Source organism: Streptomyces sp. NPDC050636, from assembly GCF_040654775.1.
In the GTDB taxonomy this organism is placed as follows: Bacteria; Actinomycetota; Actinomycetes; order Streptomycetales; family Streptomycetaceae; genus Streptomyces.
The window spans coordinates 1-23752 of sequence record NZ_JBFAIP010000078.1; the positions used below are offsets into that span (position 1 = coordinate 1).

A 23752-nucleotide genomic window follows, 5' to 3' on the forward strand; every position below is an offset into this window, starting at 1 on the left:
CCGGTGACGACAAAGCGGCGGAGGTGGCCCGGCTGCGGGCCCTCGGCGCCACCGACCTCGACCTCGGCCAGGGCGACGTCCCATGGACGTGCCTGGCCGACCCAGAGGGCCACGAGTTCTGCGTCCTCGCCCCGTCCTGAGGTGGAGCAGCCTTAACGACACCCGACACATGAGCCTTGTGTGCTCATGCGCCATGCCCCCGGGTGGGTCGGGCACGCCCAGCGCATCGCCAAGCCGTTCGCCCAGCAGTCAGCGCTGACGATCCTCCTGGACCTGCCCGTATCCGCCATGGCAGTAACCGTCTGGCTCCGTGCATGAATGGCCGGCAAGGAAACGGCCCTGCCTGGCAGTTCGGCTGCGCGGTCTGGCTGCGGACCTTCTCGGCGCTCCTACCGCGACACAAGGAAGTGGACCTCGCGGGGCCTGACCTCCAGGTCGCTCAAGCCGTCGGGTGTCGCGCCCATCTCGCGGGCGAGGTCGGCCGTCGCCCGGAAAGCCTCCTCGGACTCGAACGCGCCGGTGGTGACGACGGCGTCGCCGTCCGGGGTGACCCAGACCCCGACGGACACGAAGCCCGGCTGCCGCCGCATCGCCTCGGCGACCTGGTGGCACTCGGCGACGAACTCCTCAACATGCTCGGGGGCCGGGTAGTGGAAGGCAACGAAACCGAATGACATGACGGTGTCCCCTCTCGAGTTATCGAGTTATACGATGCCGTACAACGCGAGACTAATCCTGTTATACGGCTCCGTACAACAGGTCGGACAGGGTGAGGTGGGCCACAGATGGGCGCATTGCGCACACCACGGGAAAAGTGGATCGAGGAGGGTCTTCGAGCGCTGGCCGCAGGCGGTGTGGACGCAGTGCGGGTCGAGGCACTCGCCAAGGCGCTGGGGGTGACCAAGGGCGGTTTCTACGGTTACTTCGCCGACCGCGACGCACTGCTGGCCGAGATGCTGGACACCTGGGAGCGCGAGAGCGTTGACGACGTCATCGACCGGGTCGAGCGGGAGGGCGGCGACGCGCGGGACAAAGTCCGCCTGGCCGGACAGCTCACCTTCTCCAGCGATCGCCTGCTGCCCATCGACCTGGCCATCCGCGACTGGGCCCGCCGCGACCACACCGTCGCCGACCGTCTGCGCCGCGTGGACAACCAGCGCATTCAGCTGGCGCGCGACGCGATCGGCACCTTCTGCGACGACCCCGACGAGGTCGAGGCCCGCGCCCTGCTCGCCTTCTGCACGGCCATCGGCAGTCACTTCCTCGCAGCCGACCACCCCGGCACCACCCGCGCCCCGGTCATCGCCCGCGCCGCCGACATCATCCTCGACCTCCCGCATGACAACCCCGGCGGAAGACCACCTCGCCAGGCCCCTGGCCGCCGCCGGCAAAGCAGCGGGCTCATAATGCGCCAGCCAAGCGGATGAGGTGAAGTGCACTGTCGATCCCTCACTGTTCGGCTTGGTCGAGGGCTCGGCCGCCGATAAGGATCGGCACTTGACTTCGCCGCATCCGCTTAGCCGACCTTCACCGGAGCGCATTCGTGGGCTCGTGCTGAGCGTTCGGCGAAGTGGGCGAGTACCGGCCGTTGGGCGGCTGGGTCCGGTTTGGTGAAACCCTTCGAGGCGAGCGGTGTCTCGGCTGTGTAGGGGCCGCCCTGCTTCGGACAGGGAATTGGCGGCGGGACGTGTCGACGCGTCCGTTCTGGACGAAGGGGCCGCAATAAGCGGCCAGCCTGAAGGCCGACTCGCCTTTCTTGTCGAGGACGAGGCAGCCTTCGATGGGGGCGAGGGGATCGGCGGCGGTCTCGCGTGTGCGGGCGTCGGTACCCGCACAGTGCCGGTTGCCTTGCCCGAAGGTGGCGTGGAGCTGGCAGCGCCCTCGGTCTCGATGACCGCGCCGGGAACGCGGTCGATCTTCTTCCCGGGCGGTGTCTTGCACCCTGCCTGTTCGCGGCGTTCGCGGCGGTCTGCGTCGCGATCCGGGCGAGGCGGGCCCGCTGTTCCGGTGCGTACCGGCCCGGATTTCGGGGAGAAGCTTGCAGATTGACCACGAGGTCGTTGCGCGCTCCGCCACCGCAGGGCATGACGACGGTTGCCCGGGTCACGGCCGGGGCCGGGATGGCGGCTTCGAGTGTGCAGGGCAAGTTCGAGCCCCTGCCGCGGCGTCTGCGCATCAACGAACCCGTCATCTGGGAACCGCCGTTCGCCTGACCGCCACCCGCAACCCGCAACCCTGGACGCGACATCACCTTCCCAGGCCAGGCAAGGGAATTCGCCCCACAACCCCACCCAGCGACCACGAGCTGCGCGCCTACAACGACCAGGGACTCGGCCACGGGGTGAGGCACATGGTCGGCCTTGTCGGCCTGCAGTTTGCCGGGCTTGAAGTGGCGGCCGCGATGGGGGCGTGTCTCCTTACGTTGTCGGTGGGTTGGTTCCGGTCACCCCGGCGCTCCGGGCGGCCCGGCTCTGCCGCCACTGCTCCATGACCTTCTGGAGGGACTCGCTCACGAGGAGAAGGAATTCGGCGGAGGACTCGAAGCGGGCGCCCGCCGGAGTTGCGACCCCGAGAATCTCGGCTGCGCGCTGCGATGCGGCCACCAGGGCGTCGTTCATCTGCAGAGCTGCGAGGGTGGACCGGAGCCAGACCTCATCGTCGACGACATAGCGTTCGCGGCGCACGCCGGGAACTCGTTCCCGCCTGAGCAGTCCCTGCTGTTCAAGGAAGGTGACGGCGTGTGAGACAGACGCAGGGCTGACGCGAAGCCGCTGGACCAGGTCAGCCGCGGTGAGGGTGCCGGAGTCGGTGATGCACAGGCAGGCAAGCACCCTGGCCGTCATCCGGGGCATCCCCTGCTGAACGAGGAGAGCAGTGTAGGACTCCGTGAGGTCCTGAACCGCTTGCGGGTCACGCCCGTGGCCGCTGTCGGGGACCGGCGGCGCCGGAGGCTGAGCCTGCTTGCGTCGGCGCGCACGATGCCGTGTGGCCTCGTGTGCTCGATCCGCCCCGTAGTCGTCGGGTCCGCCGTTGCGGGTGACCTCCCGCATGATGGTCGAGGCGGGCCGCCCTAGGCGCTGACCGATCTCTGTGTATCCGAGTCCCTCGGCCAGCCCCGTGGCGATGTGCTGACGGTCCTCGCTGGTGAGCCTGCCTCCAGGCATCGGTGCTCGTCTCCCATCTGTCGACATGCGCGGAGCTCGGCGCCCGCACCCCCGCTGCACAGTATGCATTCACACGGAGCCCATTGCAATGTGAACCCCTGATCACCCATTGCATTCAGCGTCACATTCATTGCAATGTCAGCCCTACCTATCCGGAAGGTATAGGCAGTTGAGCTCTCATTGCTCTTTGACTGATTAGTGAACGCAATGTACTGTCGCAGACGTTCAGTGATTCCCGAACGTTGGCGACTGTGTGCAAGGAGATTCATGATGGGAAAAAGCAGCAGCGGCTTCTCCGAAACGGGGCTGCGCAGGATGCGCGACGTGCTGGCACGGCATGTCGAGTCCGGGAAGATTCCTGGGCTCGTCGCCCTGGTCAGCCGGGGTGGCGAGACGCACGTCGAAGCGGTCGGGACGATGCGCCATGACGGTGGCGCGCCGATGCGCCGGGACACGATCTTCCGGATGGCGTCCACGTCCAAGCCGGTCGCGATGGCGCCGGTGATGATCCTTCTCGACGAGTGCAGGCTGCGGCTGGACGACCCGGTGGAGCAGTGGCTGCCCGAACTCGCCGACCGTCAGGTGCTGAAGCGGATCGACGGCCCGCTGGACGACACCGTGCCGGCGCAGCGGCCGATCACCGTACGGGACCTGGTGACCTCCACGTTCGGGCTCGGCATGGATATGACGGCGCTGGGCACTCCGATCATGGACGCGGTCTTCGAGCAGGGGCTCACACCCAATCTGCCGGAGCCGATGCCCGAGCCGGATGAGTGGATGCGCCGCCTCGGCACGCTTCCGCTGATGCACCAGCCCGGAGAGCACTGGCAGTACCACATCAGCAACGACCTGCTCGGCGTGCTCGTCGCGAGGGTCACGGGCCAGTCGTTCGAGACGTTCCTGCGTGAACGCGTCTTCGGCCCCCTGGGCATGAAGGACACCGGTTTCCACGTGCCCGCCGACAAGATGGACCGGCTGCCGCCCCTCTACGCTCCCGACCCGCAGACCGGAGAGTTCATCGTGTGGGACGAGGCCGAGGGGGGACGCCACAGCCGGCCTCCGGCGTTCCCGGGCGGCGGCGGTGGCCTGGTCTCCACCGCCGACGACTATCACGCCTACTTCCGGATGCTGCTGAACCACGGGATGCACGGGAGCGAACGGATCCTGTCCCGGCCCGCCGTCCAGCTGATGACCACCAACCGCCTCACGCCCGAGCAGACAGCCGCCCGAACCGCCCTGGCCACCAACAACGTCCATGTGTCGCACGGCCAAGGGCAGCACGGCGGCTGGGGCTTCGGGATGGCGGTGCGCACCTACCGCGGCGACTACGCGCCCGTCGGCCAGTTCGGCTGGGACGGCGGAAGCGGCACCTCGACCTACGCCGACCCGGAGAACCAGCTCACCGGAATCCTGCTCACCCAGGTCGGGGCGTCCGTCCCGGATCCGATCCGACTCATGCACGACTTCTGGACCACGCTCTACCAGGCGATCGACGACTGACCCCGAGCCCGCGCCTGGTACGCCCGCCCTCAACCCGCGACACCCCATGGTCAGCCCCTGGCGGCCGAACCGTCGATGTCCGCGAAGGCTTGGTCTTGGCCCTGTTTACCTGAGCAATCCAGATACCCCGGGCGCCAACAAGACCGCATCCGCATTCACGATCCGTCTGCTCAATTCAAGGAGCGCACAACCATGATCAGGCAGAGGTCGACGTTGGCTCACGGGGCCCAGCCGGCCATGTCGCCGACATGGTCAGTGTCAGTCGTATGTCAGGTCCGTCGGCGATTACGGCCGCAACAACCACCAGGAAAGGAAATCCGATGAGTCACACGGCTCTCGCCCCGCAAAGCCTCCCCACGGAGCGCGACGCGGGCCCCTTCGACCCGTCCCGCCACATCACCCGGCTGCGCGAGACCCGCCCTGTCAGTCCCATGGTCTTCCCCGACGGTCACAAGGGCTGGATCGTCACCGGCTACGACGCGGTCCGCCAGCTCATGGCCGACACCCGGTTCAGCTCCCGCCAGGACATCGGCATCCTCCACGTGCCGTACGAGACCCCCGGCATGCCTCCCGCTACCGAACCGTCCCCGCAGATACCGGGCATGTTCGTCGCCATGGACCCGCCGGACCACACCCGGCTGCGGCGCAGGCTCACCGGCGCCTTCACCGTGAAACGTATGAAGCAGCTCGAAGAGGGCATCGTCAACATCGTCGAGCGGCAACTGGACGAGATGGCGCGCCTGACCCCGCCGGTCGACCTGGTCAAGGAGTTCGCACTACCGGTGCCGTCCCTGGTGATCTGCGAACTGCTCGGAATCCCCTACGAAGACCGGGAGAACTTCCAGGTCAACTCCGCCAAGTTCATGGTCAGGGACGTGACGCTCGAAGAGAAGATAGCCGCGTACACCGGCATGACCACGTTCCTGGCCGAACTGGTCACACGCAAACGCGCCGACCCCGGCGAGGACATACTGTCCGACCTGGCCCGCCATGACGACCTCACCATCGAGGAGCTGACCGGCGCCGCCTTCCTGCTGCTGCTCGCGGGCCACGAGACCACCGCCAACGTGCTCGGCCTGGGCACCTTCGCGCTCCTGGAGCACCCCGATCAGCTCGCCGAACTGCGCGCCAACCCTGATCTGATGCCCGGCGCGGTCGAGGAACTCATGCGCTACCTGTCCGTAGCCGACATCTTCTATCGCTACGCCACGGAGGACATCGAACTCGGCGGCGAAACAATCGGCAGGGGATCGACCGTCGTTGTCTCACTGCTGGCCGCCAACCGCGACCCCCGGCGCTTCGACAACCCCGACACCCTGGACATCCACCGCAAGGCCCGCGGCCACCAGTCCTTCGGCCACGGCATCCACCAATGCCTCGGCCAACAACTGGCCCGCATCGAGATGCGCGCCGGTTTCGACGGACTGCTGCATCGCTTCCCGACCCTCAAGCTCGCCATCCCCACCCGCGAGGTGAAGCTCAAGACCGACATGAACATCTACGGCGTCCACGAACTGCCCGTCACCTGGACGGAAACGGCCCGGTAAAACCGTCGGCCGAGCGCGTCACCCATGCAGGAACGCGCCGTCAGGGCCTGTCTTGAGGATCGTTCCGGTGAGCTCTCGACTCCGGCCAGTTGCTGGCCGAGGCATGGGGAGATGCTGTGGCCGAAGGCCAGGTGCCACTACGCACACCACGGCTGAGCAGGCAGACCCTCAGCCGACTTCGTTTCCGACGGGTTCGTCGACCGGTTCTGCCTGCTCGGCCCGGCGACCGCGTATGTGGACCGGCCGGCCGAACTGAGCGAGCTCGGCGTGGCTTGGTTCGCACTCTGTCTGATGGACGATCAGAAGGCGTCCGCCCTCAAGGCGTACGGGTCCACGGTGTTCGGCCCAGTGCATCGCCATTCCCACCTTGTTCACCCGGTTCCCGACACTGCGCCTGACCGTCCCACCCGCGGACGTGCCGCTGCGCCCCGACCACCAAAACATCTACGACGTGCACCGAATCCCGGTCGCCTGGGAGTGGGAACGGCTGATCACCACTTTCCTCAGAACTTCGCAGGGGCCAGGTTCGCCGTCCCGTCGCGCATCATGGTCGACACCCAGGCGATGGGCCACGGCAGCACCATCGCGGTCAGCAGCTCGTAGAACTCGTTGCGGGAGGGCGACTCGCAAGATCGAGGTCAACGAGTTGTGATGTCACGCAAGCGTGGGCTGGCGTACGGTGGCCGCGGCGAGGAGGTGGCTGGTTATGGTGTGGTTGCCCCAGCAAGATGCCCTTCGTGGCCGAGTCGCGGTGGTGGCCGGAGCGACGCGGGGAGCCGGCCGCGGGATCGCTGCCGCATTGGGTGAAGCCGGTGCGACGGTGATCTGTACTGGGCGAAGCAGTAGTGCGGGCACCGCCGCAATCCAATCGGATTACGCCCGCTCCGAAACCATCGAGGAGACGGCCGGGCTGGTGAACAGCCTGGGCGGTGTGGGGATCGCGGTCCAGGTGGATCACCTGGATTCCGAGCAGGTCGGACGCCTTGCGCAGCGCGTCCGCGACGAACACGGTCGTCTCGATGTGCTGGTGAACGACATCTGGGGCGGCGAGGTCCTCAAGGGCCGGCCGCCGGAGTGGAACACCCCGGTCTGGCAACATGACCTGGACAAGGGCCTGCGCATCCTGCGACTGGCGGTCGAGACCCATCTGGTCACCTCGCACCACCTGTTGCCCCTGTTGATCAACCAACCGGGCGGCCTGCTCGTCGAGGTGACCGACGGCACCACAGACTTCAACGCAGACCAGTACCGGATCTCGGTGTACTACGACCTGGCGAAGGTCGCCGTGAACCGGTTGGCCTTCTCTCAGGGGCATGAGCTCGAACCATACGGTGCGACCGCACTGGCCCTCACCCCGGGATGGCTGCGTTCGGAAATGATGCTCGACAATTTCGGGGTCACCGAGGACAACTGGCGGGACGCCCTCCAAGGCGCGGTCGAGGGATACCCGGCTGCACCCAAGGGGTTCGAGACCTCCGAGTCACCTCGCTATATCGGCCGCGCAGTCGCGGCAGTGGCGGCAGACCCTGCCCGAGCACGATGGAACCAGTGGTCGGTGACCTCTGCCGAACTCGCCCGTGAGTACGGATTCACTGACATCGACGGGTCCCAGCCTGATAGTTGGGCGCACCACGCCTGAACGGATATCCCAGTCACAGGTAGTGGCTGCCGATGCCGGCTGTGACGTCGTGGCAGGGGCCGTCCTGGATGGTGGTGAGACTTCCCGATCCGCTCCTGGGCGGTAGAGACCAGCCATGACCCACGCCGCGCACTCCCCGTACACCCTGCGTCCCGCCACACTGGCGGACCTGGAGGGAGCCCGCCGCCTGATGTTCGGCGAGGACGAGACCGATGTGCTCGCCGGGGCACCCGGCTGGTGGCGCCCGGTGGTGGTGCGGATGCTGGCCGCGAAGGAGTATGCGGGCTTTGTGTACGGCTTCGACGGCGGCGGATGGAAGCGCGCCGACGACAGCGCCGAAGACGGATTCACAGCGTGGGCCTGACCGCCGCCTCACCCCCGCCCCGGCCGGCGGTGCGCGGACGGGGGCGGGGGCGGGGGCGGGCCCATCAACTCCGGTGCACGATCGCACCGCCGACGACGACCGTCTCCGCGACGGTGCCGGGAATGTCCTCCGGCCCGGCCCGAAGGATGTCCCGGGAGAGGACCACGAAGTCGGCCAGCTTGCCGACGGTCAGCGAACCGCGGTCCTGCTCCAGGAAGTTGGCGTACGCCGAGCCCATTGTGTACGCGTGCACCGCGGTCTCGACGCTCACCGTCTCCTCCGGCTGCCAGGGCGCGCCTCCGGCCAGCGGCTGCCGGGTGATGGCCGTGTAGATGCCGATCATCGGGTCCATCTCGGCGACGTTCCAGTCGCTGGAGAAGGCCAGTACGGCACCCTCGGCGTGCAGGCTGCGCATCGGCCAGGCCTTGTGCCAGCGCTCCGGACCGACGTTCTGCGCCCAGTCCTGGCCGGGGCCGGCGATCTCCGGGGCGCAGTGCCGCGGCTGCATACATGCCACCACCCCCAGCTCGGCGAAGCGCGGGGTGTCGCGGGGGTCGAGGCATTCGACGTGCACGACCTGGTGGCGGGCGTCGCGCGGCCCGTTGACCGTGCGGGCCTGCTCGACCGCGTCGAGAACGGTGCGGATGCCCCGGTCACCGGTTGCGTGGACGAAGCACTGGAAGCCACGGGCGTCCAGCTTGGTGAGCAGATCGCCGAAGTCCTCGGCGGAGTAGAAGGTCTCGCCCCGGTGGTGGCGGCAGCCCGCGTAGGGCTCCAGGAGGGCGGCCGTCCGCGGCTCCACCACGTCGTCGATGTAGAGCTTGAGGGGGCCGACCCGCAGCCGGTCGTCGTGGTGGCGGCGCGCGGCCTCGGCGAAGTCGTCGAGGTCGGCGTCGGTGGTGCCGCGCGGGTGGAAGAGAGCCGCGACGATTCGGGAGCGCAGCCGGCCCTCGGCGCGGGCGTGCTCGAAGAGGGCGAGGTCGTCGAGGGAGTTCTGCGGTTCGACGACGGTGGTGATGCCGAAGCCGATGGCGTCGTCGAGGCTCTTGGCGAGGCGCCCGTACTGGCGGTCGGCGGAGGCCCAGGGCACGCCGAGCTCCTGCAGGGCACGGTGCCCGGCGCGGGAGAGGCCCTTGACCGCGAAGTCCTTGATGAATCCGGTGGGTTCGCCGGTCTCCGGGTCGGTCTCCGCCTCGCCGAAGGGCAGGCTCGTACGGTCCCGGTCGATGCCGAGGCGGTGCAGCGCGGCGGTGTTCAGCCAGGCGGTGTGGACGTCGTAGCTCAGGACGAAGGCGGGGGTGTCCCCGGTGACCGGGTCAAGGTCGCTCGCTCGCGGCATCCGGCCACCGGGGATCGCCGAGTAGTCGAAGGCCTCGGCCTCGATCCACTCCGCGTCCGGGTGGGCCGCCTGCCAGGTGCGGATGCGCTCGTGTATCGCCTCCAGGGTGCGCACGCCCCCGAGCTGGACGCAGGCGTCGTCGGAACCGAGCCGGACGTGGTTGTGGGCGTCGATGAAGCCGGGCAGCACCAGCCGGCCGCCGGCGTCGATCACCTGGGTGTCCGTGCCGGTCCACGCCCCTGCATCGGCGTCCGTGCCCAGCCAGACGATCCGGCCGTCGCATACGGCGAGCGCCTCGGCCTCCGGCAGGGTGGGGTCGACGGTGTGGATGCGGGCCCCGGTGAGGACCAGATCGGCGGGGACGGCGGACGGGGTGGTGCGGGTCATGAGGCTTGAGCTCCCGGGTGGGGCGGAGGGATGAGCTGGGGCGCAGGGATGAGGTGGGATAGAGGGATGAGGTGGGACGTCGGACTGGTCAGGGGGAACGGCCCCCGCGACTGTGTGCGGGGAGCCGTCCCCGGGCGACGGACCGGGTCGTTCGGGGTGGGCCCGGTGGTGCGCGGCGGGCGGTCGCCGGACCGGGGGACACCGGCGGTACGGGTGGGTATCAGGCGGCCGGTGCCGTGGCAGACACGCTGCGCCGGGCGAGCGCCCAGTAGACGAGTCCGGAGACGACCGCGCCCAGCAAGGTGAGGTCGGCCCCGCCCAGCGGCGCGACCAAGGGGCCGGTCCACAGCTCGGAGTCGCAGGTCAGCGCGGCGAAGACCATCCCGGCGAGCAGTGCGGTCATCCCCGCCGGGTGGTAGCCGGAGCGGTACCAGTACGCACCCGCGCGCCCGGAGTGCAGCGCCGCGGTGTCATACCGGCAGCGGCGCAGCAGCATGTCGGCGAGGAAGACACCGCCCCAGGGGGCGAAGACGATGATCAGCAGGGAGAGGAAGGAGAGCAGTGACTCGGTGAAGTCGGTGAAGAAGAGCGCGCCGAGCGAGCCGAGGGCGGTGACGGCGGCGCTGATCAGGATGGCCTTGGCCCGGCTCCAGGGGATGCCGAGGACCTGGAGGTTCAGCGACGAGGAGTAGAGGGTGATGATCGAGTTGGTGACCGAGCCGAGGAGCACCAGGGCGAGGAAGACCGGCTGGAACCATCCGGGCAGCAAACTCTCCGTCCCGGCGACGGCGTCGGTCATGTCCGTTCGGCTCGCGGCGGCCACGCCGATGATGCCGAGCGCGACAGAGGAGAGGAAGCCGCCGAGGGCACCGCTCCAGGTGATGGCGCGCAGCGAGGTCGCCTTCGGCAGATAGCGGGTGTAGTCGGCGGGCATCGGCACGTACGAGAACGGCCCGGCGAGCATCACCACGAACGCCAGGCTCCAGCCCGCGGCGCCGGGGGCGTCGGCCGTGGCGGTGGTGTGCGCGCCGGGCAGAACGAAGACCAGCAGCGTGGCGAAGCCGACGGCCAGGACGTAGGACATCCAGCGTTCGGCGAACTGGACGGTGGCGTGGCCCCACATCGCCACCACGAAGGTGAGCGCGAGGGTCACCGCGAGCGCGAGCGCGCGGGCGAGGTTGCCGCCCTGCCAGCCGACGTCGGCGAAGAACGCTTCCAGGGCGAGGGTGCCGACGACCGTGTTCACGATGGTGTAGCCGATGCTGACCACCCAGTTGAGCAGTCCGGCCGGCCAGTTCCCGCGGACGCCGAAGGCGGCACGGGAGATGACCAGGGTGGCGGTTCCGGTACGGACCCCACTCAGGCCCGCCGCGCTGATCGCGAAGAACGACAGTCCGCCGAGGACCACGACCGCGGTCGCCTGCCAGAAGGAGAGCCCGAAGCCGACCGCGAGGGCACCGTTGATCACATAGGTGAAGGTGAGGTTGGAGCCGAACCAGAGCCAGAACAGGTCCTTGGCGCTGCCGTGCCGCTCGTCGTCGGGGATGGGATCGATGCCATGGGTCTCGACCCGGAACACCTCATCGGTGGCAGCGGCGTCGACGCCCGTGCCGACGGCAGGGGCGGGACTGCCGGCCGTCCTCGTCGTCCCGATCGTGTCCGCTTTCGGCTGCTGTGCCATCCGCACACCGCCCTTCCCACCGATATCTTGAATGCCGTTCTAACTTTTAGAACGGCATTCAAGATGTGTGACCGCTCCCCCACCCGTCAAGACCCCTGCACGAATTCGTGGATAGGGTTCGGGGCACAAGAGGACGTCACGGAAAGCGGCACGTCGAAGTGAGCCGGGAAGACCGGGACGGCTGGGAAGGCCGCGACGGCTGGGACGATCCAGGACGTCAGGGAAGCGCGAAGAGCAGGGGCGATACGGGTGGCACGGGCGGCACGGCGGCGGGACGGGCACATCGCCCAGGAACGGATGCTCGAAGAGGCCATGGCGGCCATCGCCGAGAACGGCCTGGCCGCGCTCACCATGTCCGCCCTCGCGGAGCGTCTGGGCACCAGCGGCGGCCACATCCTCTACTACTTCGGCAGCAAGGATCTTCTCCTGCTGGAGGTCCTCCGCTGGAGCGAGGCAGCCCTCGCCGAGGAGCGGCGCACACTGTTGACCCGCCGGCTGGCCGCCGAGCGCAAACTCGAACTGTTCCTGGAGCTGTATCTGCCGCGCGGCCCCCGCGACGCCCGCTGGATGCTGTGGATCGAGCTCTGGGCCCGTACGCCGTCGAACGAGTCGCTGCACCAGGCCCAGGAAGAGATGGACCAGGGATGGCAGGACGACCTGGAGGCACTGCTGTCCAAGGGCGTGGAACGCGGCCGGTTCGCACCGCTGGACGTACCGGCGCGCGCCTCCGAACTCCTGGCGCTGCTCGATGGGTTGAGCACCCGGGTCGTCCTCGGCCAACGCGGCACCGACCGCCGCCGGGCCCTGACCTCGGCCCGCTCCGCCGCGGAACGTCTCATCCCCCGGCCGGCCGACTCATAAGGACCCGGGATTGAACACCGCGAGGGTCGTGGCCGCCATGCGCCCGAAGACACCGGTCGTCCTCCGTGCGGATTTCCTGGGCGTACACCAGCCCGCCGGGTGACGGCCGTTGGCAGTCCAGCGGTTCTCGGAGCTCGCCGGGAACCCCGTGCGCCTACTGAGCCCGGCCTGCCGAGACCGGCCCGCGGGTCACCCTCCGCAATCCATGCCGCGCGACCGCTCGTCTGCGAGGAATGGCACCCGCCGAGCGGATGCCCGAACCGGCATGCCTCTGGGCACTTCAGGCTTTCCGTCGGAACGGGCCACGCGAGGCCTTCGGCACCAGCTGGGGTGAATAACGTCGCAATCAGGACACTCTGTGCCGGGCGAGGCATAACTCCGCCCTGAGAAAGCCAGGATCCCTTCCGGATCACGTGGCAGTCGTATGGGTGCCGTGTCTAGGAAGGAACGCTGCAGACGATGAGGATCACAACCAAGGTGACCCGGGCCGTCACCGCGCTCGCCCTGAGCGCCATTGTGGGACTGGGCCTGGCCGACGGGGCACAGGCCACGTCAGCGCAGGACAACACGGTCCGCCCCAGTGCCCGGTCGGTCGTCGAGGGCGGAGGTTGGCAGGGCGAGGGCGGGCTGTCGTTGAGCCCGGCGGACAACGCGCGTGTGGACGCCTATGTAGAGCAGGCCAAGAAGGCGGAGCGGTCCATCAGCCCGCAGGTGCGGGCGGCCGCGGTAGTCAGCGCCGCCGAGGTTGTCGGCTTCGACCGCCGCCTGAAGTCCCCGGATTCGCTCAAGCGCAAGGTCGCCACCTCGATGAAGGAGAACCCGGGCCAGAACGTCGGCGAGAGCCTGGCGAGGATCAGCGACTCGGTGCGCTACACCCTGCAGTGGCCCGACCACCGCTACAGCGTCGGTGTCACCATCGCCTCGCACACTCTCGCAGCCTGGGGCAACGACAGCACCAAGTGGACGAACCGCTGGAACAGCGGGAAGGGCTACAAGGGGCTCAACACCGGCTGGCGCGCACCGCGTTCCGGACATCCTTTCGAGATCCAGTTCCACACGCCGACGAGCAAGTGGGCGCAGGAGGAGACGCACAAGCTGTACGAGGAGCAGCGGCTGCCCACCACCACGCCCGAGCGCGCCAAGGAGCTCCAGGAACAGCAGGACGCGATCTTCGCAATGGTGCCCGTCCCGCCCGGCGCCGACCACCTGACCGCTCCCCGTGTACCGGGGGTCGTCGCAACACGCGGTCGGTTGATCAGGTAGCGAGCAGTTTGGACAGGCGCTCGGCTGGGGCTTCCCAGCCGAGCGTTTTGCGTGGGCGGCTGGTCAGCACGGCGGCGACGGCCTCCAGACCCTCGGGCGACGACGACCCGGACCCTCGCTTCATACATACGCAAGCAACTCGCCGTCCCCAAGCAGCGGTTGCACTCACTGGGCTACTGGTGCGCGCCGCCTGACCGGGTGGCCGAGATCCACTCACGCCAGTACTTAGGTTAGGCTAAGCTAAATGCCTGATGGGGCGGGTAGAGCTTCGCCGTGGAGCCGCGTTGCCCCCTGCCCGCGCGAGTCCCTTTGCAGGGATCGCGCATGGTTCGGACCCGGCAGGCACACCATCAGGGGAGGAGATCACACATGGGACTGCCGGTCATCGACTCATACCCCATGCCTGACCGCTCCGAGATCCCGTTGCCGTGTGTCCCCTGGGTGATCGATCCGGCACGTGCCGCGCTGTTGGTCCATGACATGCAGAACCACTTCGTCCGGGCGTTCCCGGCGGGACGCTCCCCTGTGGTGGAGCTAGTCCACAACATCGCCGTCCTGCGCGAACTCGCGGGCCTGCTCGGCATGCCGGTCGCCTTCAGCGCCGAACCGGCCGGGCAGCAGCCCGGCCAACGCGGGCTGCTGGCCGACGTCTGGGGGCCGGGCATAGGCGATGAGCCCGACGCCGCCATCGTCGAGACGCTCACTCCACGGCCCGGTGAGCATCTGCTGCCCAACGTGCGCCACAACGCCTTCCTCCGCAGCCATCTCGGCAGATTACTGCGATCCACAGGCCGGGACCAGCTGATCGTTTGCGGTGTGTTCGCGCATCTCGGTGTCCTGTTGACGGCGGCAGACGCCTTCATGCAGGACATCCAGCCCTTCGTCGTGGCCGACGCGGTGGCCGACTTCTCCGCTGAGGAACATGCCATGGCGCTGCGGTGGGCCGCGCGCAGCGGCGCCGTCTGCACCACGGACGAACTGCGTCGCGAACTGCTGATCGGGGCGGGGAAGCAGGGAACATGACGAACCATCAGGCATCTGGTCCGGGAGTCTGCCGGGCATCGCTCGGGAACAGGGAGAGACGAAGAAGATGACGGTACGGGTCGCCGTGGCCGGAGCGAGCGGCTATGCCGGAGGGGAGATCCTGCGTCTGCTGGTGGGGCATCCCGAGGTGGAGATCGGAGTGGTCGCCGCGCACAGCAGCGCGGGCCGCACGGTCGGGGAAGTGCAGCCGCACCTGACCGCGCTGGCGGACCGGGTGCTGGTCGAGACCTCCGCCGCGTCGCTGCAAGGGCACGATGTGGTGTTCCTGGCTTTGCCACACGGCCAGTCGGCGGCGCTCGCGGAGCAGTTGGCCCCGGAAACGTTGATCGTGGACTGCGGTGCCGACTTCCGGCTGCGCGACCCGGTCGAGTGGAGGCGGTTCTACGATTCGCCGCATGCCGGCACCTGGCCCTACGGGCTACCCGAACTGCCCGGCGCACGCGAGGAGTTGAAGGGAACGACGCGGGTGGCGGTGCCCGGCTGCTATCCGACCGCGGTGACCCTGGCGCTGTACCCGGCTTTCGCCGCGCGCCTGGTGGAACCGGAGGCGGTGATCGTCGCGGCGAGCGGGGCCTCGGGAGCGGGGCGTGCCGCCAAGCCCCATCTGCTCGGCTCCGAGGTGATGGGCTCGATGAGCCCGTACGGAGTCGGCGGTGGCCACCGGCACACGCCGGAGCTGGCGCAGAACCTGTCGAGGGTTGCGGGCGAGCAGGTCTCCGTGTCGTTCACACCGACGCTGGCGCCGATGGCCCGGGGCATTCTGGCCACCTGCTCCGCACGTCTGCATCCGGGCGCCTCCGGCACCCGCGAGGTGCGGGCGGCGTACGAAGCCGCGTACGCCGAGGAGCCGTTCGTCCGGCTGCTGCCGTCCGGGCAGTGGCCGTCGACCGCCGCCGTACTCGGCTCCAACACCGCGCAGGTGCAGGTGGCGGTGGACGAGCGAACCGGTCGCCTGATCTCCGTCAGCGCGATCGACAACCTGACGAAGGGCACCGCGGGTGGCGCGGTGCAGAGCATGAATGTCGCCCTGGGCCTGCCGGAAGAGCTGGGCCTGCCCACGAATGGAGTTGCTCCGTGAGCGTGACCGCCGCACAGGGATTCCTCGCAAGCGGTGTGGCCGCCGGGATCAAGGATTTCGGTGGTCCCGACCTGGCCCTGGTGGTGAACCGGGGCCCGTCGCGAGCGGCTGCCGGGGTGTTCACCTCCAACCGGGTCCAGGCCGCGCCCGTCCGCTGGTCCCGGCGGATGCTGGCCGACGGCCGGATATCCGCGGTCGTCCTCAACTCCGGTGGCGCCAACGCCTGTACGGGGCAGGCGGGCGCCGTTGACGCTCGGCTGATGGCCGAGCACACGGCGCGGGCCGTGGAAGTCGAGCCGCACGAGGTCGCCGTGTGTTCCACCGGACTCATCGGCGTCCTGCTGCCGATGGACAAGGTCACAGCGGGCATCGGCACCGCCGCCGCACAGCTGTCGCCCGAAGGGGGCGAGGACGCGGCCGTCGCGATCAAGACGACGGACTCGGTGCACAAGACAGCGGTGGTCTCCGGCCCCGGCTGGACGGTGGGCGGTATGGCGAAGGGCGCCGGCATGCTCGCTCCCGGACTGGCCACCATGCTCGTGGTGCTCACCACGGACGCGGACGTGAACGCACCCACGCTCGACTCGGCACTGCGGGAGGCGGTCCGTACCACCTTCGACCGGGTGGACTCGGACGGCTGTATGTCCACCAACGACACCGTGCTGCTGCTCGCGTCGGGCGCTTCGGGGGTGACACCGTTTCCGCGCGCCTTCGCCGAGGCGGTGCACACGGTCTGCCTGGATCTGGCGCGGCAGTTGGTCGCGGACGCGGAGGGCGCTTCGAAGGAGATCGAGGTGGAGGTCGTCGGCGCGGCGTCGGAGGGGGACGCCGTGACGGTGGGCCGGTCCGTGGCCAGGAACAATCTGCTCAAGTGTGCTCTACACGGGGAGGACCCGAACTGGGGCAGGGTGCTGTCGGCGATCGGTACGACATCCGCCGTGTTCGACCCCGACCGCCTGGATGTGGCCATCAACGGCGTCTGGGTGTGCCGGGACGGCGCGGCGGGCGAGTCCCGAGACAAGGTCGACCTGTCGGGGCGTCAGATCACCGTCACGATCGATCTTCGGTCCGGTGACGCGTCGGCGGCGATCTGGACCAACGACCTCACTGCCGAGTACGTCCACGAGAACAGCGCGTACAGCTCATGAACGGGGTCGGGACACAGATGAAGCAGCTCGACGCACCTCGCGCGGAGCCGGTCGTCGAGGAGTTGCCCTGGCTGGAGGAGTTCCAGGGCCGGACGGTCGTCATCAAGTTCGGCGGCAGCGCCATGGTCGACGAGGAACTGAAGCGGACCTTCGCCCAGGATGTGGTGGAACTGTGGCACGCGGGCCTGCACCCGGTCGTCGTGCACGGCGGCGGACCACAGATCAGTGCGATGCTCAACCTGCTCGATCTGGAGGTCCGCTTCGAGGCGGGCCTGAGGGTGACCACTCCGGAGATCATGGACGTGGTACGGATGGTGCTGACCGGCCGCGTCCAGCGGGAGTTGGTGGGACTCATCAACAGACACGGGCCGTTCGCGGTGGGGTTGACGGGCGAGGACGCGCACACCATGACGGCCGTGCGGCGGCCGGCCTGGGTGAACGGCGAGCCGGTGGACATCGGGCTGGTCGGTGACATCGTGGAGGTGAACCCGGACACCGTGCGGACCCTGCTGGAACAGGGCCGCATCCCGGTGGTCTCACCCGTCGCCCGTGGGGAGGATGGGCAGGTCTACAACATCAACGCCGATCTCGCGGCCGCGGCGCTGGCGTCGGCCCTCGACGCGGAGAAGCTGGTGATGCTCACCGACGTAGAGGGGCTGTACGCGAACTGGCCGCACAGCACCGAGGTGATCGACCGCCTGACCGCCAGTGAGCTGGAGAAGCTGCTGCCGGAACTGGCAAGCGGCATGCTTCCCAAGATGGAGGGATGTCTGCGGGCCGTCCGGGCGGGGGTGCGCAAGGCACACGTGTTGGATGGCCGGGTGCCGCACTCGGTGCTGCGGGGAGTCTTCGCCGACGACAATCCCGGCACCACCGTGGCTCCGGACCTGAAAACGAGCGACGCATGACCATCAGTTACGACGACGGTTGCTCGACCGCAGCGGAGAGGGACCGTCCGGTGCTCACGGACCGCTGGCAGGCCGTGATGATGGACAACTACGGCACTCCCCCACTGGCTCTGGTCAGAGGCGAGGGCAGCACGGTGTGGGACGAGTCCGGACGCGCGTACCTCGATTTCACCGGCGGCATCGCCGTGAACACGCTGGGGCATGCGCACCCCGCCGTGGTGTCGGCGGTGAGCAATCAGATCGCCAGGCTGGGGCACGTCTCCAATCTGTACGTCGCCGAGCCTCCTGTCGTGCTGGCCGAACGGCTGCTGCGGCTCGTGGGTAGGCCGGGACGGGTGTTCTTCGCGAACTCCGGGGCGGAGGCGATCGAGGCAGCGTTCAAGATCGCCCGCCGGACGGGGCGCCCACACCTGGTCGGGACCGAGGGCGGTTTCCACGGGCGCACCATGGGGGCGCTCGCCCTCACCGGGCAACCCGCGAAGCGGGAACCGTTCCTACCGCTGCCGGGCCGGGTGTCCCACGTCCCGTTCGGTGACGTGGACGCACTGCGGGCGGTGGTGACGGAGGAGACGGCGGCCGTGTTCGTCGAACCGGTGCAGGGTGAGGCAGGCGTGATCCCGGCGCCCGAGGGGTATTTGCAGGCATGCCGTGAGATCACCCGGGCCACCGGCACGCTACTCGTACTCGACGAGGTCCAGACCGGGATCGGCCGCACCGGTCACTGGTTCGCCCACCAGGCGGTGGACGGCGCGGACCCGGATGTGGTGACGCTCGCCAAAGGGCTGGGCGGCGGCTTGCCGATCGGCGCGACAGTGGCGTTCGGCACGGCAGCCGACCTGCTGGAACCGGGCCAGCACGGCTCGACCTTCGGCGGCAACCCGGTGGCCTGTGCGGCCGGTCTCGCCGTACTGGAAACCATCGAGAAGGACGGGCTGCTCGCCCATGTCACGCACGTGGGAAAGCGGTTGCGGAGCGGCATCGAGGGGCTGGAACATCCTCGGGTGAGCCATGTCCGGGGCTGGGGGCTCTTGCTGAGCATGGTCCTTACGGATCCGGTCGCCTCGCGCGTACAGAAGGCGGCGCAGGACGCCGGCTTCCTCGTCAATGCCACGGGCCCCGCGACGGTTCGGCTGGCTCCGGCGCTGACGGTCGCCGAAGCTCAGGTGGACGCTCTGCTCGCGGCGCTGCCGGGCATGCTCGACGCCTGAGCCACTGCCCAGCCGGTGTGCTGCGGACGCCAACCGCCCGGCGCCTCGCGGGGTGCCCAGCAGGGGCTGGTCCGGAAGGTGTTTCCGGACCGGCCCCTGCTGCGCGTGAGCCGCCCTGCTGGGTCAGAGCACGCGTGCGAGGAGTCGCGAGTTACGGCGGGGGTCCAGGGAGTTCACCCAAGCCGCTGGTGCGAGACTCGCGCAAGCCGGTGCGAAGCCGTACTTGAGGAAGAGGTCACCGCCACCGGTCGTCGCGGTGAACAGGGCGCACAGCGATTTCTCGTTGGCCTTCGCCAGCGCCGCCCGCAGCAGCAGCGCCCCCACCCCACGGCCCTGACTGTGCGGCGAGACACAGAAGTTGTACAGGACGCCTGTGGGCCTGCGGCCGCTGATCGGGTCGGCTGGGTGGATGCGCAGGCCGAGACAGCCGTCGAGGCTGCCGTCCAGGCCGTCCCAGGCGTCCGCGATCAGGAAATCGGGGGCATCTGTGGCGTAAAGCGAAAGGGGACGCTCGCGCAGTGCTCCTGAGCGTACGAACGGCCGGGACAAGGCTTCGAGAGCCCTGGCATCCCCACGGCGCGCGGACCGTACGCGGAGCGAGTCGGGCAGGGCGGTGCGGGACGGCGTTGTGCCGAGGCGCAGGGCGGCCGTGGTCAAGGGTTTCCCTTCCTCCGGTCCCACCGTGCGCGGAGGGCGCTTCGGCCACCGCGGCACCTGGGAAGATCAGCGCGACTAAGGCTAGCCTCACCTAAGCTTCCAGCCAAACGCTCAGCGGTGTGCGGGTAAGCGTGTCCTGGTTTTGAGGTGGGGGCGCAGGGATCCCTTATGCAGTCGGCCTGTCACTCCGCGCCGGCTGGTCACCAGGGCGACCAGCCGGCGCGGGCGACGCTGCTCAAGTCCGGGGGTGGCGGAGCACGTTCACCAGGAGTGTGTGCACGGTGTCATGGTCAGGAGGAGCAGGTGTTGAGCATGCTCTGCAGCGCCGACTTCTCGCTGGACTGGAGTTTCAGGCCCCAGTGGTACTTGGACCGTATCCACATCTTGGAGTAGGTGCAGTGGTAGGAGGACAGCGGCGGTGTCCAGGCCGAGGGGTCCTGGTCACCCTTGGAGCTGTTGACGTTGTCGGTCACCGCGATCAGCTGCGGGTATCCCAGATCGTTGGCGAAGTCCTGGCGCTTGCCGGTCGTCCATGTGTTGGCACCGGAGCGCCACGCTTCGGCGAGCGGGACCACGTGGTCGATGTCGATATCGGAGGCTGCGAACTCGGTGATGCCGTCATACGGGCTGTACCAGCTGCCCGAGTCCGGGTAACAGTCGCTGCCGACCACCACGTTCGTACCGTCGCGCTTGAGCGCTTCTTCCCGGGTGTTACAGGCGCCCGAAACGGTGATCCAGTGCGGGAACAGATCCCGCGAGTAGCCGGTCATGCTGCCCTCGGCGGCCACGGTCAGCGCGTTGAGCTCGGACTGGGCTGTGGCCTTGCCGGGGATGTTGGGCGGGGTCGCCGACGCCGGGGTCGTCAGCGTGACCGACAGGGTGACGGCGGCCAGCATCGCACCGGTCATGCCGACCGAGCGGCGACGAGAGGGGGCCAGAGCACGGAACACGGGTCCTCCTTGAAGGGAAGTTCGCTCGCCATCCGGCCTGGAGTGCCGGGCCGGCCGTATCCGAGCAGGAGCGGCGGTGCCGGCAATCACTCGTGCGGCGCCGCCGGTTGGTCACCGTGGACAGTAGGGCTGCCGCCTCGGGGCGATAAGGCTCCTCGACATGAACTCTTTCCGGCTAGCCGATGGGTGAATATCGCGCAGAAACGATCAGGCACTTCACCTGGTGAACGAAAGGGGAACGCCGGACACCGAGTTGCCCGTTGGGGCCGCCGCACTGGGGCATGGCCACGGCGCCGCTGTCGGATGCGGCACGGGCCGCTCTCCGGCGACGCACGCCTGATCCCTCACCGAGGGCGGACGCCGCGACCCGGCCCCGGCAGTGGCCCGCCGGGTACTTCGGTGCGGACGGCACAGGCAGCCGCGTATCCCCGGGGGACGGGGACATCAGCCAGTGACCAGCCGGACGGATCCGCCGGATCGGGCCCCGCTCCGACGTAGGTGACCGAGGGGTCTTCGGCGAGGCCGATGCCGATGCCCTTGAGGTACGCCTCCTTGCGGGCCCAGCAGCGGGCGAGCGAGGCAGGGCGGGCGGCGGGAGGCAGGGCGGCCAACTCTGCTCGCTCCGCCGGGTGCAGCACCGCCGCGACCTCCGCCGACGCCTCGGGGGACGGCTCGGCTTCTACGTCGACACCCACCGGCGTCTCCGCGAAGGCGAAGAGTGCGAGGTCACCGGAGTGCGACAGGGAGAAATGCAGGGGCGAGCCCGCAACGGCCGGGCGGCCATGCGGGCCGCCGCAACCGGGGCAGGGCTCACGGACGAGCTCGACCGCTGCAGGGTCCTGGCTCAGATACGCACCGAGGAGGCGCCGCAGTACGACGTGGGCCACGCGGTACCGGTCACGGTCGGCCTCCCTCACGAAGGCTTGGGCCCGCGCTCGCTCATCGCCGTCCAGCAGCCAAGCGTCAGCAGCAGCTCGCTCCGCATACTCGGTCACGCGCGCGGACCAAACGCGCGGCGTCGTACCCCCCTCCCAGGGGGTGGGCAGCGGATCCGTGCCCAGGAGGAATGGGACCGGCGTTGCGTCGCCCGACGCGCCGGTGCGCGGGCTGTGCGTGAGCATGCTGCGCGCGCTCATCGTGCTGTCTCCTGGCGTTGGCAGAGGCGACGGGCTGGGGAGGTGCGGTGTCAGGTGCGGCCGGAACCGTGCCGCGCACAAGGGTGGCCCGGATAGTCGTCACTCTCCGGTACGCCCGCCTCGCGCATTCTGCGCAGGACCTCTTGCAGGGTTGGTTCATCGTCAATGTACTCAGGGCAGTTGAGCTGCCTGTCGAAGACCATGGTCTCCCCCGCGGTGGTCCAAATGACCCACTGGTGCGGGGACGAGGGCGCCTCCCACAGGTGCGCATAGCGCTCGATCGCATCCGTACGCGTGCTCACAGCGCCGCCTCCTTGGACTCATGGCCGTCGACGAACGTCGCCACGACCTCGATGTCGCCGATGCGCGAGGTGCTGACGCGCCGTGGGTCGTCTCCCAGCACGACCAGGTCGGCGCGTTTGCCCGGGGTGAGGCTGCCGGCACTGTCGTCCCACCGGCAGGCGTAGGCGCCGGCGACGGTGTAGGCGTGCAGGGCCTCGTCGACGGTGATGGCCTCGTCGGGGCCGATCAACTGCCCCGAGGTGGAGGCGCGTTCGACCATGAACTGGATGGCCCGCAGCGGTGCGCCGTCGGTGACGGGCCGGTCGGAGCTGCCGACGACCGTGACACCGTGGTCGAGGAAGCCGCGGCCCCGGTACATCCACGGCGCGCGCTCCTCCCCCATGACGGCGGCGTAGTCGTCGCCGAAGTAGCGCAGGAAGTTCGGCTGGATCACGGCACTGACGCCGAGCTGCGCGAAGCGCGGGAGCTGGTCGGGGCGGATCAGTCCGGCGTGTTCGATGCGGTGCCGCGCGTCGGGGCGGGGCCGTAGCCGCTGTGCCCGCTCCAGGGCGTCCAGTGCGAGGTCGGCGGCGCGGTCGCCGATGGCGTGCACGGCGAGCTGCCAGCCGGCGAGGTGCCCGTCCACGATGAGGTCGGTGAGGCGGTCGGGGTCGTCCTGGAGCTGCCCGGTGTGCTCCATGCCTTCGTACGGGGCGGTGAGCGCGGCCGTGCGGGCCATCATGCCGCCGTCGGTGTAGATCTTGAGCGCGCCCAGGGAGAGCCAGTCGTCGCCGAACCCGGTGCGCAGGCCGAGGTCGAGAGCGCGCGGGAAACCGTCGTTCCGGTGCGCGGCGACCGGCCGCAGGGTGTCGCCGCCCGCCATGAGCTGGATCCGCAGCGGCAACCGGCCCTGGTCACGCAGGAGTTGGTAGGCGCCGAGCTCGACCGGGCTGTAGCCCAGCAGGCCGCCTCCGATGCCGGCCTCGGCGCAGGCGGTCACCCCTTCGGCCAGGCAGGTGCGGGCGGCGTACTCGATGGCGTCGGCGAGTTCCTCCTGCGAGCACGGCAGGCGCAGCCGGCGTGCGGCGGCCATGGCGCCCTCCACCAGGAAGCCGTCCTGGTGCGGGACATCGGTCGGAAGCACGTCCAGCACGGCGCTGTTGACCACGCAGGCGTGTCCGGAGTCGTGCATCATGAGCACCTTGCGCCCATTGCTGACCCGGTCCAGCTCGGCAGCGGTCAGATGGCGTCCCAGGGACCGCTGGTCGTACCCGGCGATGTCCACCCAGGCGCCGGGCTCGCCCTCCCCGGAGGTGGCCTCCGACACGACCGCGAGCACGTCGTCGACCCGTTCGCACGGTGCCACGCTCGGGGTGCTCGCCTTGAACCCGGTCCACGCCAGGTGCACATGGCTGTCGATGAACCCGGGCAGCACGGTGGCGCCCTGCAGGTCGATGACCTCGCGGGCGGGCAGCGAGGTCACCGCGTCGTCCAGGCCCACGATCCGACCCCGCCAGATGCCCAGGTCGTGGGCGACGGGGTGGTCCGGGTCCATGGTGAGGATGTGTGCGTTCGTCAGCCTGGTGCAGAGCATGG

24 protein-coding genes and 1 pseudogene are annotated in these 23752 nt (G+C 69.1%); 15 read left to right on the forward strand and 10 right to left on the reverse strand.

The window, feature by feature from the left end; translation table 11 throughout:
* Both AB0I10_RS32300 and AB0I10_RS32305 read left to right on the forward strand, forming a co-directional pair.
* On the forward strand, positions 1-140 hold a 140-nt coding region (locus AB0I10_RS32300; RefSeq protein ID WP_363156251.1), incomplete at its 5' end, for a VOC family protein.
* A gap of 46 nt (positions 141-186) precedes the next feature.
* Positions 187-318: a hypothetical protein gene (locus tag AB0I10_RS32305; RefSeq protein WP_363156226.1), complete on the forward strand. Its 132-nt coding sequence runs from the start codon at positions 187-189 to the stop codon at positions 316-318.
* A gap of 71 nt (positions 319-389) precedes the next feature.
* On the opposite strand, the gene AB0I10_RS32310 is transcribed toward AB0I10_RS32305, so the two are convergent.
* A complete protein-coding gene (locus AB0I10_RS32310) occupies positions 390-677 on the reverse strand; it encodes an antibiotic biosynthesis monooxygenase (RefSeq protein ID WP_363156227.1) in 288 nt (95 codons plus the stop codon).
* Positions 678-785: 108 nt separating this feature from the next.
* Between AB0I10_RS32310 and AB0I10_RS32315 the strand changes: the two genes are divergently transcribed.
* Both AB0I10_RS32315 and AB0I10_RS32320 read left to right on the forward strand, forming a co-directional pair.
* Positions 786-1427 (forward strand): TetR/AcrR family transcriptional regulator, encoded by a 642-nt coding sequence (locus AB0I10_RS32315; RefSeq protein ID WP_363156228.1) that lies wholly within the window; start codon positions 786-788, stop codon positions 1425-1427.
* Between the two features lie 657 nt (positions 1428-2084).
* Positions 2085-2213: a hypothetical protein gene (locus AB0I10_RS32320; RefSeq protein ID WP_363156229.1), complete on the forward strand. Its 129-nt coding sequence runs from the start codon at positions 2085-2087 to the stop codon at positions 2211-2213.
* A gap of 204 nt (positions 2214-2417) precedes the next feature.
* Here the strand turns inward: AB0I10_RS32320 and AB0I10_RS32325 are convergent, their stop codons facing one another.
* Complete coding sequence (locus AB0I10_RS32325; protein WP_363156230.1) at positions 2418-3164, reverse strand: helix-turn-helix domain-containing protein; 747 nt, start codon at positions 3162-3164, stop codon at positions 2418-2420.
* Positions 3165-3434: 270 nt separating this feature from the next.
* On the opposite strand from AB0I10_RS32325, the gene AB0I10_RS32330 reads away from it, so the two are divergent.
* Positions 3435-4664: a serine hydrolase domain-containing protein gene (locus tag AB0I10_RS32330; RefSeq protein ID WP_363156252.1), complete on the forward strand. Its 1230-nt coding sequence runs from the start codon at positions 3435-3437 to the stop codon at positions 4662-4664.
* 320 nt (positions 4665-4984) lie between these two features.
* Positions 4985-6211, forward strand: coding sequence for a cytochrome P450 (locus AB0I10_RS32335; protein ID WP_363156231.1), 1227 nt, complete (start codon positions 4985-4987; stop codon positions 6209-6211).
* A 515-nt stretch (positions 6212-6726) separates the two neighbouring features.
* On the opposite strand, the pseudogene AB0I10_RS32340 reads toward AB0I10_RS32335, so the two are convergent.
* Positions 6727-6807: pseudogene (locus tag AB0I10_RS32340) on the reverse strand (flavin reductase family protein); the annotation flags it as partial.
* A 110-nt stretch (positions 6808-6917) separates the two neighbouring features.
* Here AB0I10_RS32340 and AB0I10_RS32345 point away from each other — a divergent pair.
* On the forward strand, positions 6918-7850 hold the full coding sequence (locus AB0I10_RS32345; protein WP_363156253.1) for an SDR family oxidoreductase: 933 nt from the start codon (positions 6918-6920) through the stop codon (positions 7848-7850).
* A 115-nt stretch (positions 7851-7965) separates the two neighbouring features.
* The gene (locus AB0I10_RS32350; RefSeq protein WP_363156232.1) at positions 7966-8214 is read left to right on the forward strand and encodes a hypothetical protein; all 249 of its coding nucleotides are present in this window, start codon (positions 7966-7968) and stop codon (positions 8212-8214) included.
* A gap of 64 nt (positions 8215-8278) precedes the next feature.
* Here AB0I10_RS32350 and AB0I10_RS32355 read toward each other — a convergent pair whose 3' ends face one another.
* Together AB0I10_RS32355 and AB0I10_RS32360 are read right to left on the reverse strand one after the other, a co-directional pair.
* A complete protein-coding gene (locus AB0I10_RS32355; RefSeq protein ID WP_363156233.1) occupies positions 8279-9940 on the reverse strand; it encodes an amidohydrolase in 1662 nt (553 codons plus the stop codon).
* 220 nt (positions 9941-10160) lie between these two features.
* Positions 10161-11621 carry a cytosine permease gene (locus AB0I10_RS32360; protein ID WP_363156234.1) on the reverse strand — a complete coding sequence of 487 codons (1461 nt, stop codon included), beginning with the start codon at positions 11619-11621 and terminating at the stop codon, positions 10161-10163.
* Positions 11622-11870: 249 nt separating this feature from the next.
* Between AB0I10_RS32360 and AB0I10_RS32365 the strand changes: the two genes are divergently transcribed.
* The 7 genes from AB0I10_RS32365 (at position 11871) to AB0I10_RS32395 (ending at position 19131) form a co-directional block, all read left to right on the forward strand.
* Positions 11871-12482, forward strand: a complete 612-nt coding sequence (locus AB0I10_RS32365) for a TetR/AcrR family transcriptional regulator (RefSeq protein WP_363156235.1) — start codon at positions 11871-11873, stop codon at positions 12480-12482.
* Positions 12483-12941: 459 nt separating this feature from the next.
* Positions 12942-13745, forward strand: coding sequence for an ATP nucleotide 3'-pyrophosphokinase (locus AB0I10_RS32370; RefSeq protein ID WP_363156236.1), 804 nt, complete (start codon positions 12942-12944; stop codon positions 13743-13745).
* Positions 13746-14114: 369 nt separating this feature from the next.
* Complete coding sequence (locus tag AB0I10_RS32375) at positions 14115-14768, forward strand: isochorismatase family protein (protein ID WP_363156237.1); 654 nt, start codon at positions 14115-14117, stop codon at positions 14766-14768.
* A 67-nt stretch (positions 14769-14835) separates the two neighbouring features.
* Complete coding sequence (argC, locus tag AB0I10_RS32380; protein WP_363156238.1) at positions 14836-15867, forward strand: N-acetyl-gamma-glutamyl-phosphate reductase; 1032 nt, start codon at positions 14836-14838, stop codon at positions 15865-15867.
* Positions 15864-17015, forward strand: coding sequence for a bifunctional glutamate N-acetyltransferase/amino-acid acetyltransferase ArgJ (gene argJ / locus AB0I10_RS32385; protein WP_363156239.1), 1152 nt, complete (start codon positions 15864-15866; stop codon positions 17013-17015). The genes argC and argJ overlap by 4 nt, the downstream gene beginning before the upstream one ends.
* Before the next feature lie 17 nt (positions 17016-17032).
* A complete protein-coding gene (gene argB / locus AB0I10_RS32390) occupies positions 17033-17923 on the forward strand; it encodes an acetylglutamate kinase (RefSeq protein WP_363156240.1) in 891 nt (296 codons plus the stop codon).
* Entirely contained in the window at positions 17920-19131 is a 1212-nt protein-coding gene (locus AB0I10_RS32395; protein WP_363156241.1) for an acetylornithine transaminase, read from the forward strand. The genes argB and AB0I10_RS32395 overlap by 4 nt, the downstream gene beginning before the upstream one ends.
* Before the next feature lie 123 nt (positions 19132-19254).
* Here AB0I10_RS32395 and AB0I10_RS32400 read toward each other — a convergent pair whose 3' ends face one another.
* The 5 genes from AB0I10_RS32400 to AB0I10_RS32420 all read right to left on the reverse strand — a co-directional run bounded on the left by AB0I10_RS32400 (position 19255) and on the right by AB0I10_RS32420 (position 23750).
* Complete coding sequence (locus tag AB0I10_RS32400; RefSeq protein ID WP_363156242.1) at positions 19255-19788, reverse strand: GNAT family N-acetyltransferase; 534 nt, start codon at positions 19786-19788, stop codon at positions 19255-19257.
* Positions 19789-20078: 290 nt separating this feature from the next.
* Complete coding sequence (locus AB0I10_RS32405; protein ID WP_363156254.1) at positions 20079-20696, reverse strand: HNH endonuclease family protein; 618 nt, start codon at positions 20694-20696, stop codon at positions 20079-20081.
* Between the two features lie 386 nt (positions 20697-21082).
* Complete coding sequence (locus AB0I10_RS32410) at positions 21083-21874, reverse strand: 4'-phosphopantetheinyl transferase superfamily protein (RefSeq protein ID WP_363156243.1); 792 nt, start codon at positions 21872-21874, stop codon at positions 21083-21085.
* Positions 21875-21924: 50 nt separating this feature from the next.
* On the reverse strand, positions 21925-22176 hold the full coding sequence (locus tag AB0I10_RS32415) for a hypothetical protein (protein ID WP_363156244.1): 252 nt from the start codon (positions 22174-22176) through the stop codon (positions 21925-21927).
* Positions 22173-23750: an amidohydrolase gene (locus AB0I10_RS32420; RefSeq protein WP_363156245.1), complete on the reverse strand. Its 1578-nt coding sequence runs from the start codon at positions 23748-23750 to the stop codon at positions 22173-22175. The genes AB0I10_RS32415 and AB0I10_RS32420 overlap by 4 nt, the downstream gene beginning before the upstream one ends.
* Positions 23751-23752 lie beyond the last annotated feature (2 nt).

Bases quoted from the DNA above. Each gene is read 5' to 3' on its own strand.
- AB0I10_RS32305 (WP_363156226.1), top strand. From the start codon at position 187: ATGCGCCATGCCCCCGGGTGGGTCGGGCACGCCCAGCGCATCGCCAAG.
- AB0I10_RS32310 (WP_363156227.1), bottom strand. From the start codon at position 677: ATGTCATTCGGTTTCGTTGCCTTCCACTACCCGGCCCCCGAGCATGTT.
- AB0I10_RS32315 (WP_363156228.1), top strand. From the start codon at position 786: ATGGGCGCATTGCGCACACCACGGGAAAAGTGGATCGAGGAGGGTCTT.
- AB0I10_RS32320 (WP_363156229.1), top strand. From the start codon at position 2,085: ATGACGACGGTTGCCCGGGTCACGGCCGGGGCCGGGATGGCGGCTTCG.
- AB0I10_RS32325 (WP_363156230.1), bottom strand. From the start codon at position 3,164: ATGCCTGGAGGCAGGCTCACCAGCGAGGACCGTCAGCACATCGCCACG.
- AB0I10_RS32330 (WP_363156252.1), top strand. From the start codon at position 3,435: ATGGGAAAAAGCAGCAGCGGCTTCTCCGAAACGGGGCTGCGCAGGATG.
- AB0I10_RS32335 (WP_363156231.1), top strand. From the start codon at position 4,985: ATGAGTCACACGGCTCTCGCCCCGCAAAGCCTCCCCACGGAGCGCGAC.
- AB0I10_RS32345 (WP_363156253.1), top strand. From the start codon at position 6,918: ATGGTGTGGTTGCCCCAGCAAGATGCCCTTCGTGGCCGAGTCGCGGTG.
- AB0I10_RS32350 (WP_363156232.1), top strand. From the start codon at position 7,966: ATGACCCACGCCGCGCACTCCCCGTACACCCTGCGTCCCGCCACACTG.
- AB0I10_RS32355 (WP_363156233.1), bottom strand. From the start codon at position 9,940: ATGACCCGCACCACCCCGTCCGCCGTCCCCGCCGATCTGGTCCTCACC.
- AB0I10_RS32360 (WP_363156234.1), bottom strand. From the start codon at position 11,621: ATGGCACAGCAGCCGAAAGCGGACACGATCGGGACGACGAGGACGGCC.
- AB0I10_RS32370 (WP_363156236.1), top strand. From the start codon at position 12,942: ATGAGGATCACAACCAAGGTGACCCGGGCCGTCACCGCGCTCGCCCTG.
- AB0I10_RS32375 (WP_363156237.1), top strand. From the start codon at position 14,115: ATGGGACTGCCGGTCATCGACTCATACCCCATGCCTGACCGCTCCGAG.
- argC (WP_363156238.1), top strand. From the start codon at position 14,836: ATGACGGTACGGGTCGCCGTGGCCGGAGCGAGCGGCTATGCCGGAGGG.
- argB (WP_363156240.1), top strand. From the start codon at position 17,033: ATGAAGCAGCTCGACGCACCTCGCGCGGAGCCGGTCGTCGAGGAGTTG.
- AB0I10_RS32395 (WP_363156241.1), top strand. From the start codon at position 17,920: ATGACCATCAGTTACGACGACGGTTGCTCGACCGCAGCGGAGAGGGAC.
- AB0I10_RS32405 (WP_363156254.1), bottom strand. From the start codon at position 20,696: ATGACCGGTGCGATGCTGGCCGCCGTCACCCTGTCGGTCACGCTGACG.
- AB0I10_RS32410 (WP_363156243.1), bottom strand. From the start codon at position 21,874: ATGAGCGCGCGCAGCATGCTCACGCACAGCCCGCGCACCGGCGCGTCG.
- AB0I10_RS32420 (WP_363156245.1), bottom strand. From the start codon at position 23,750: ATGCTCTGCACCAGGCTGACGAACGCACACATCCTCACCATGGACCCG.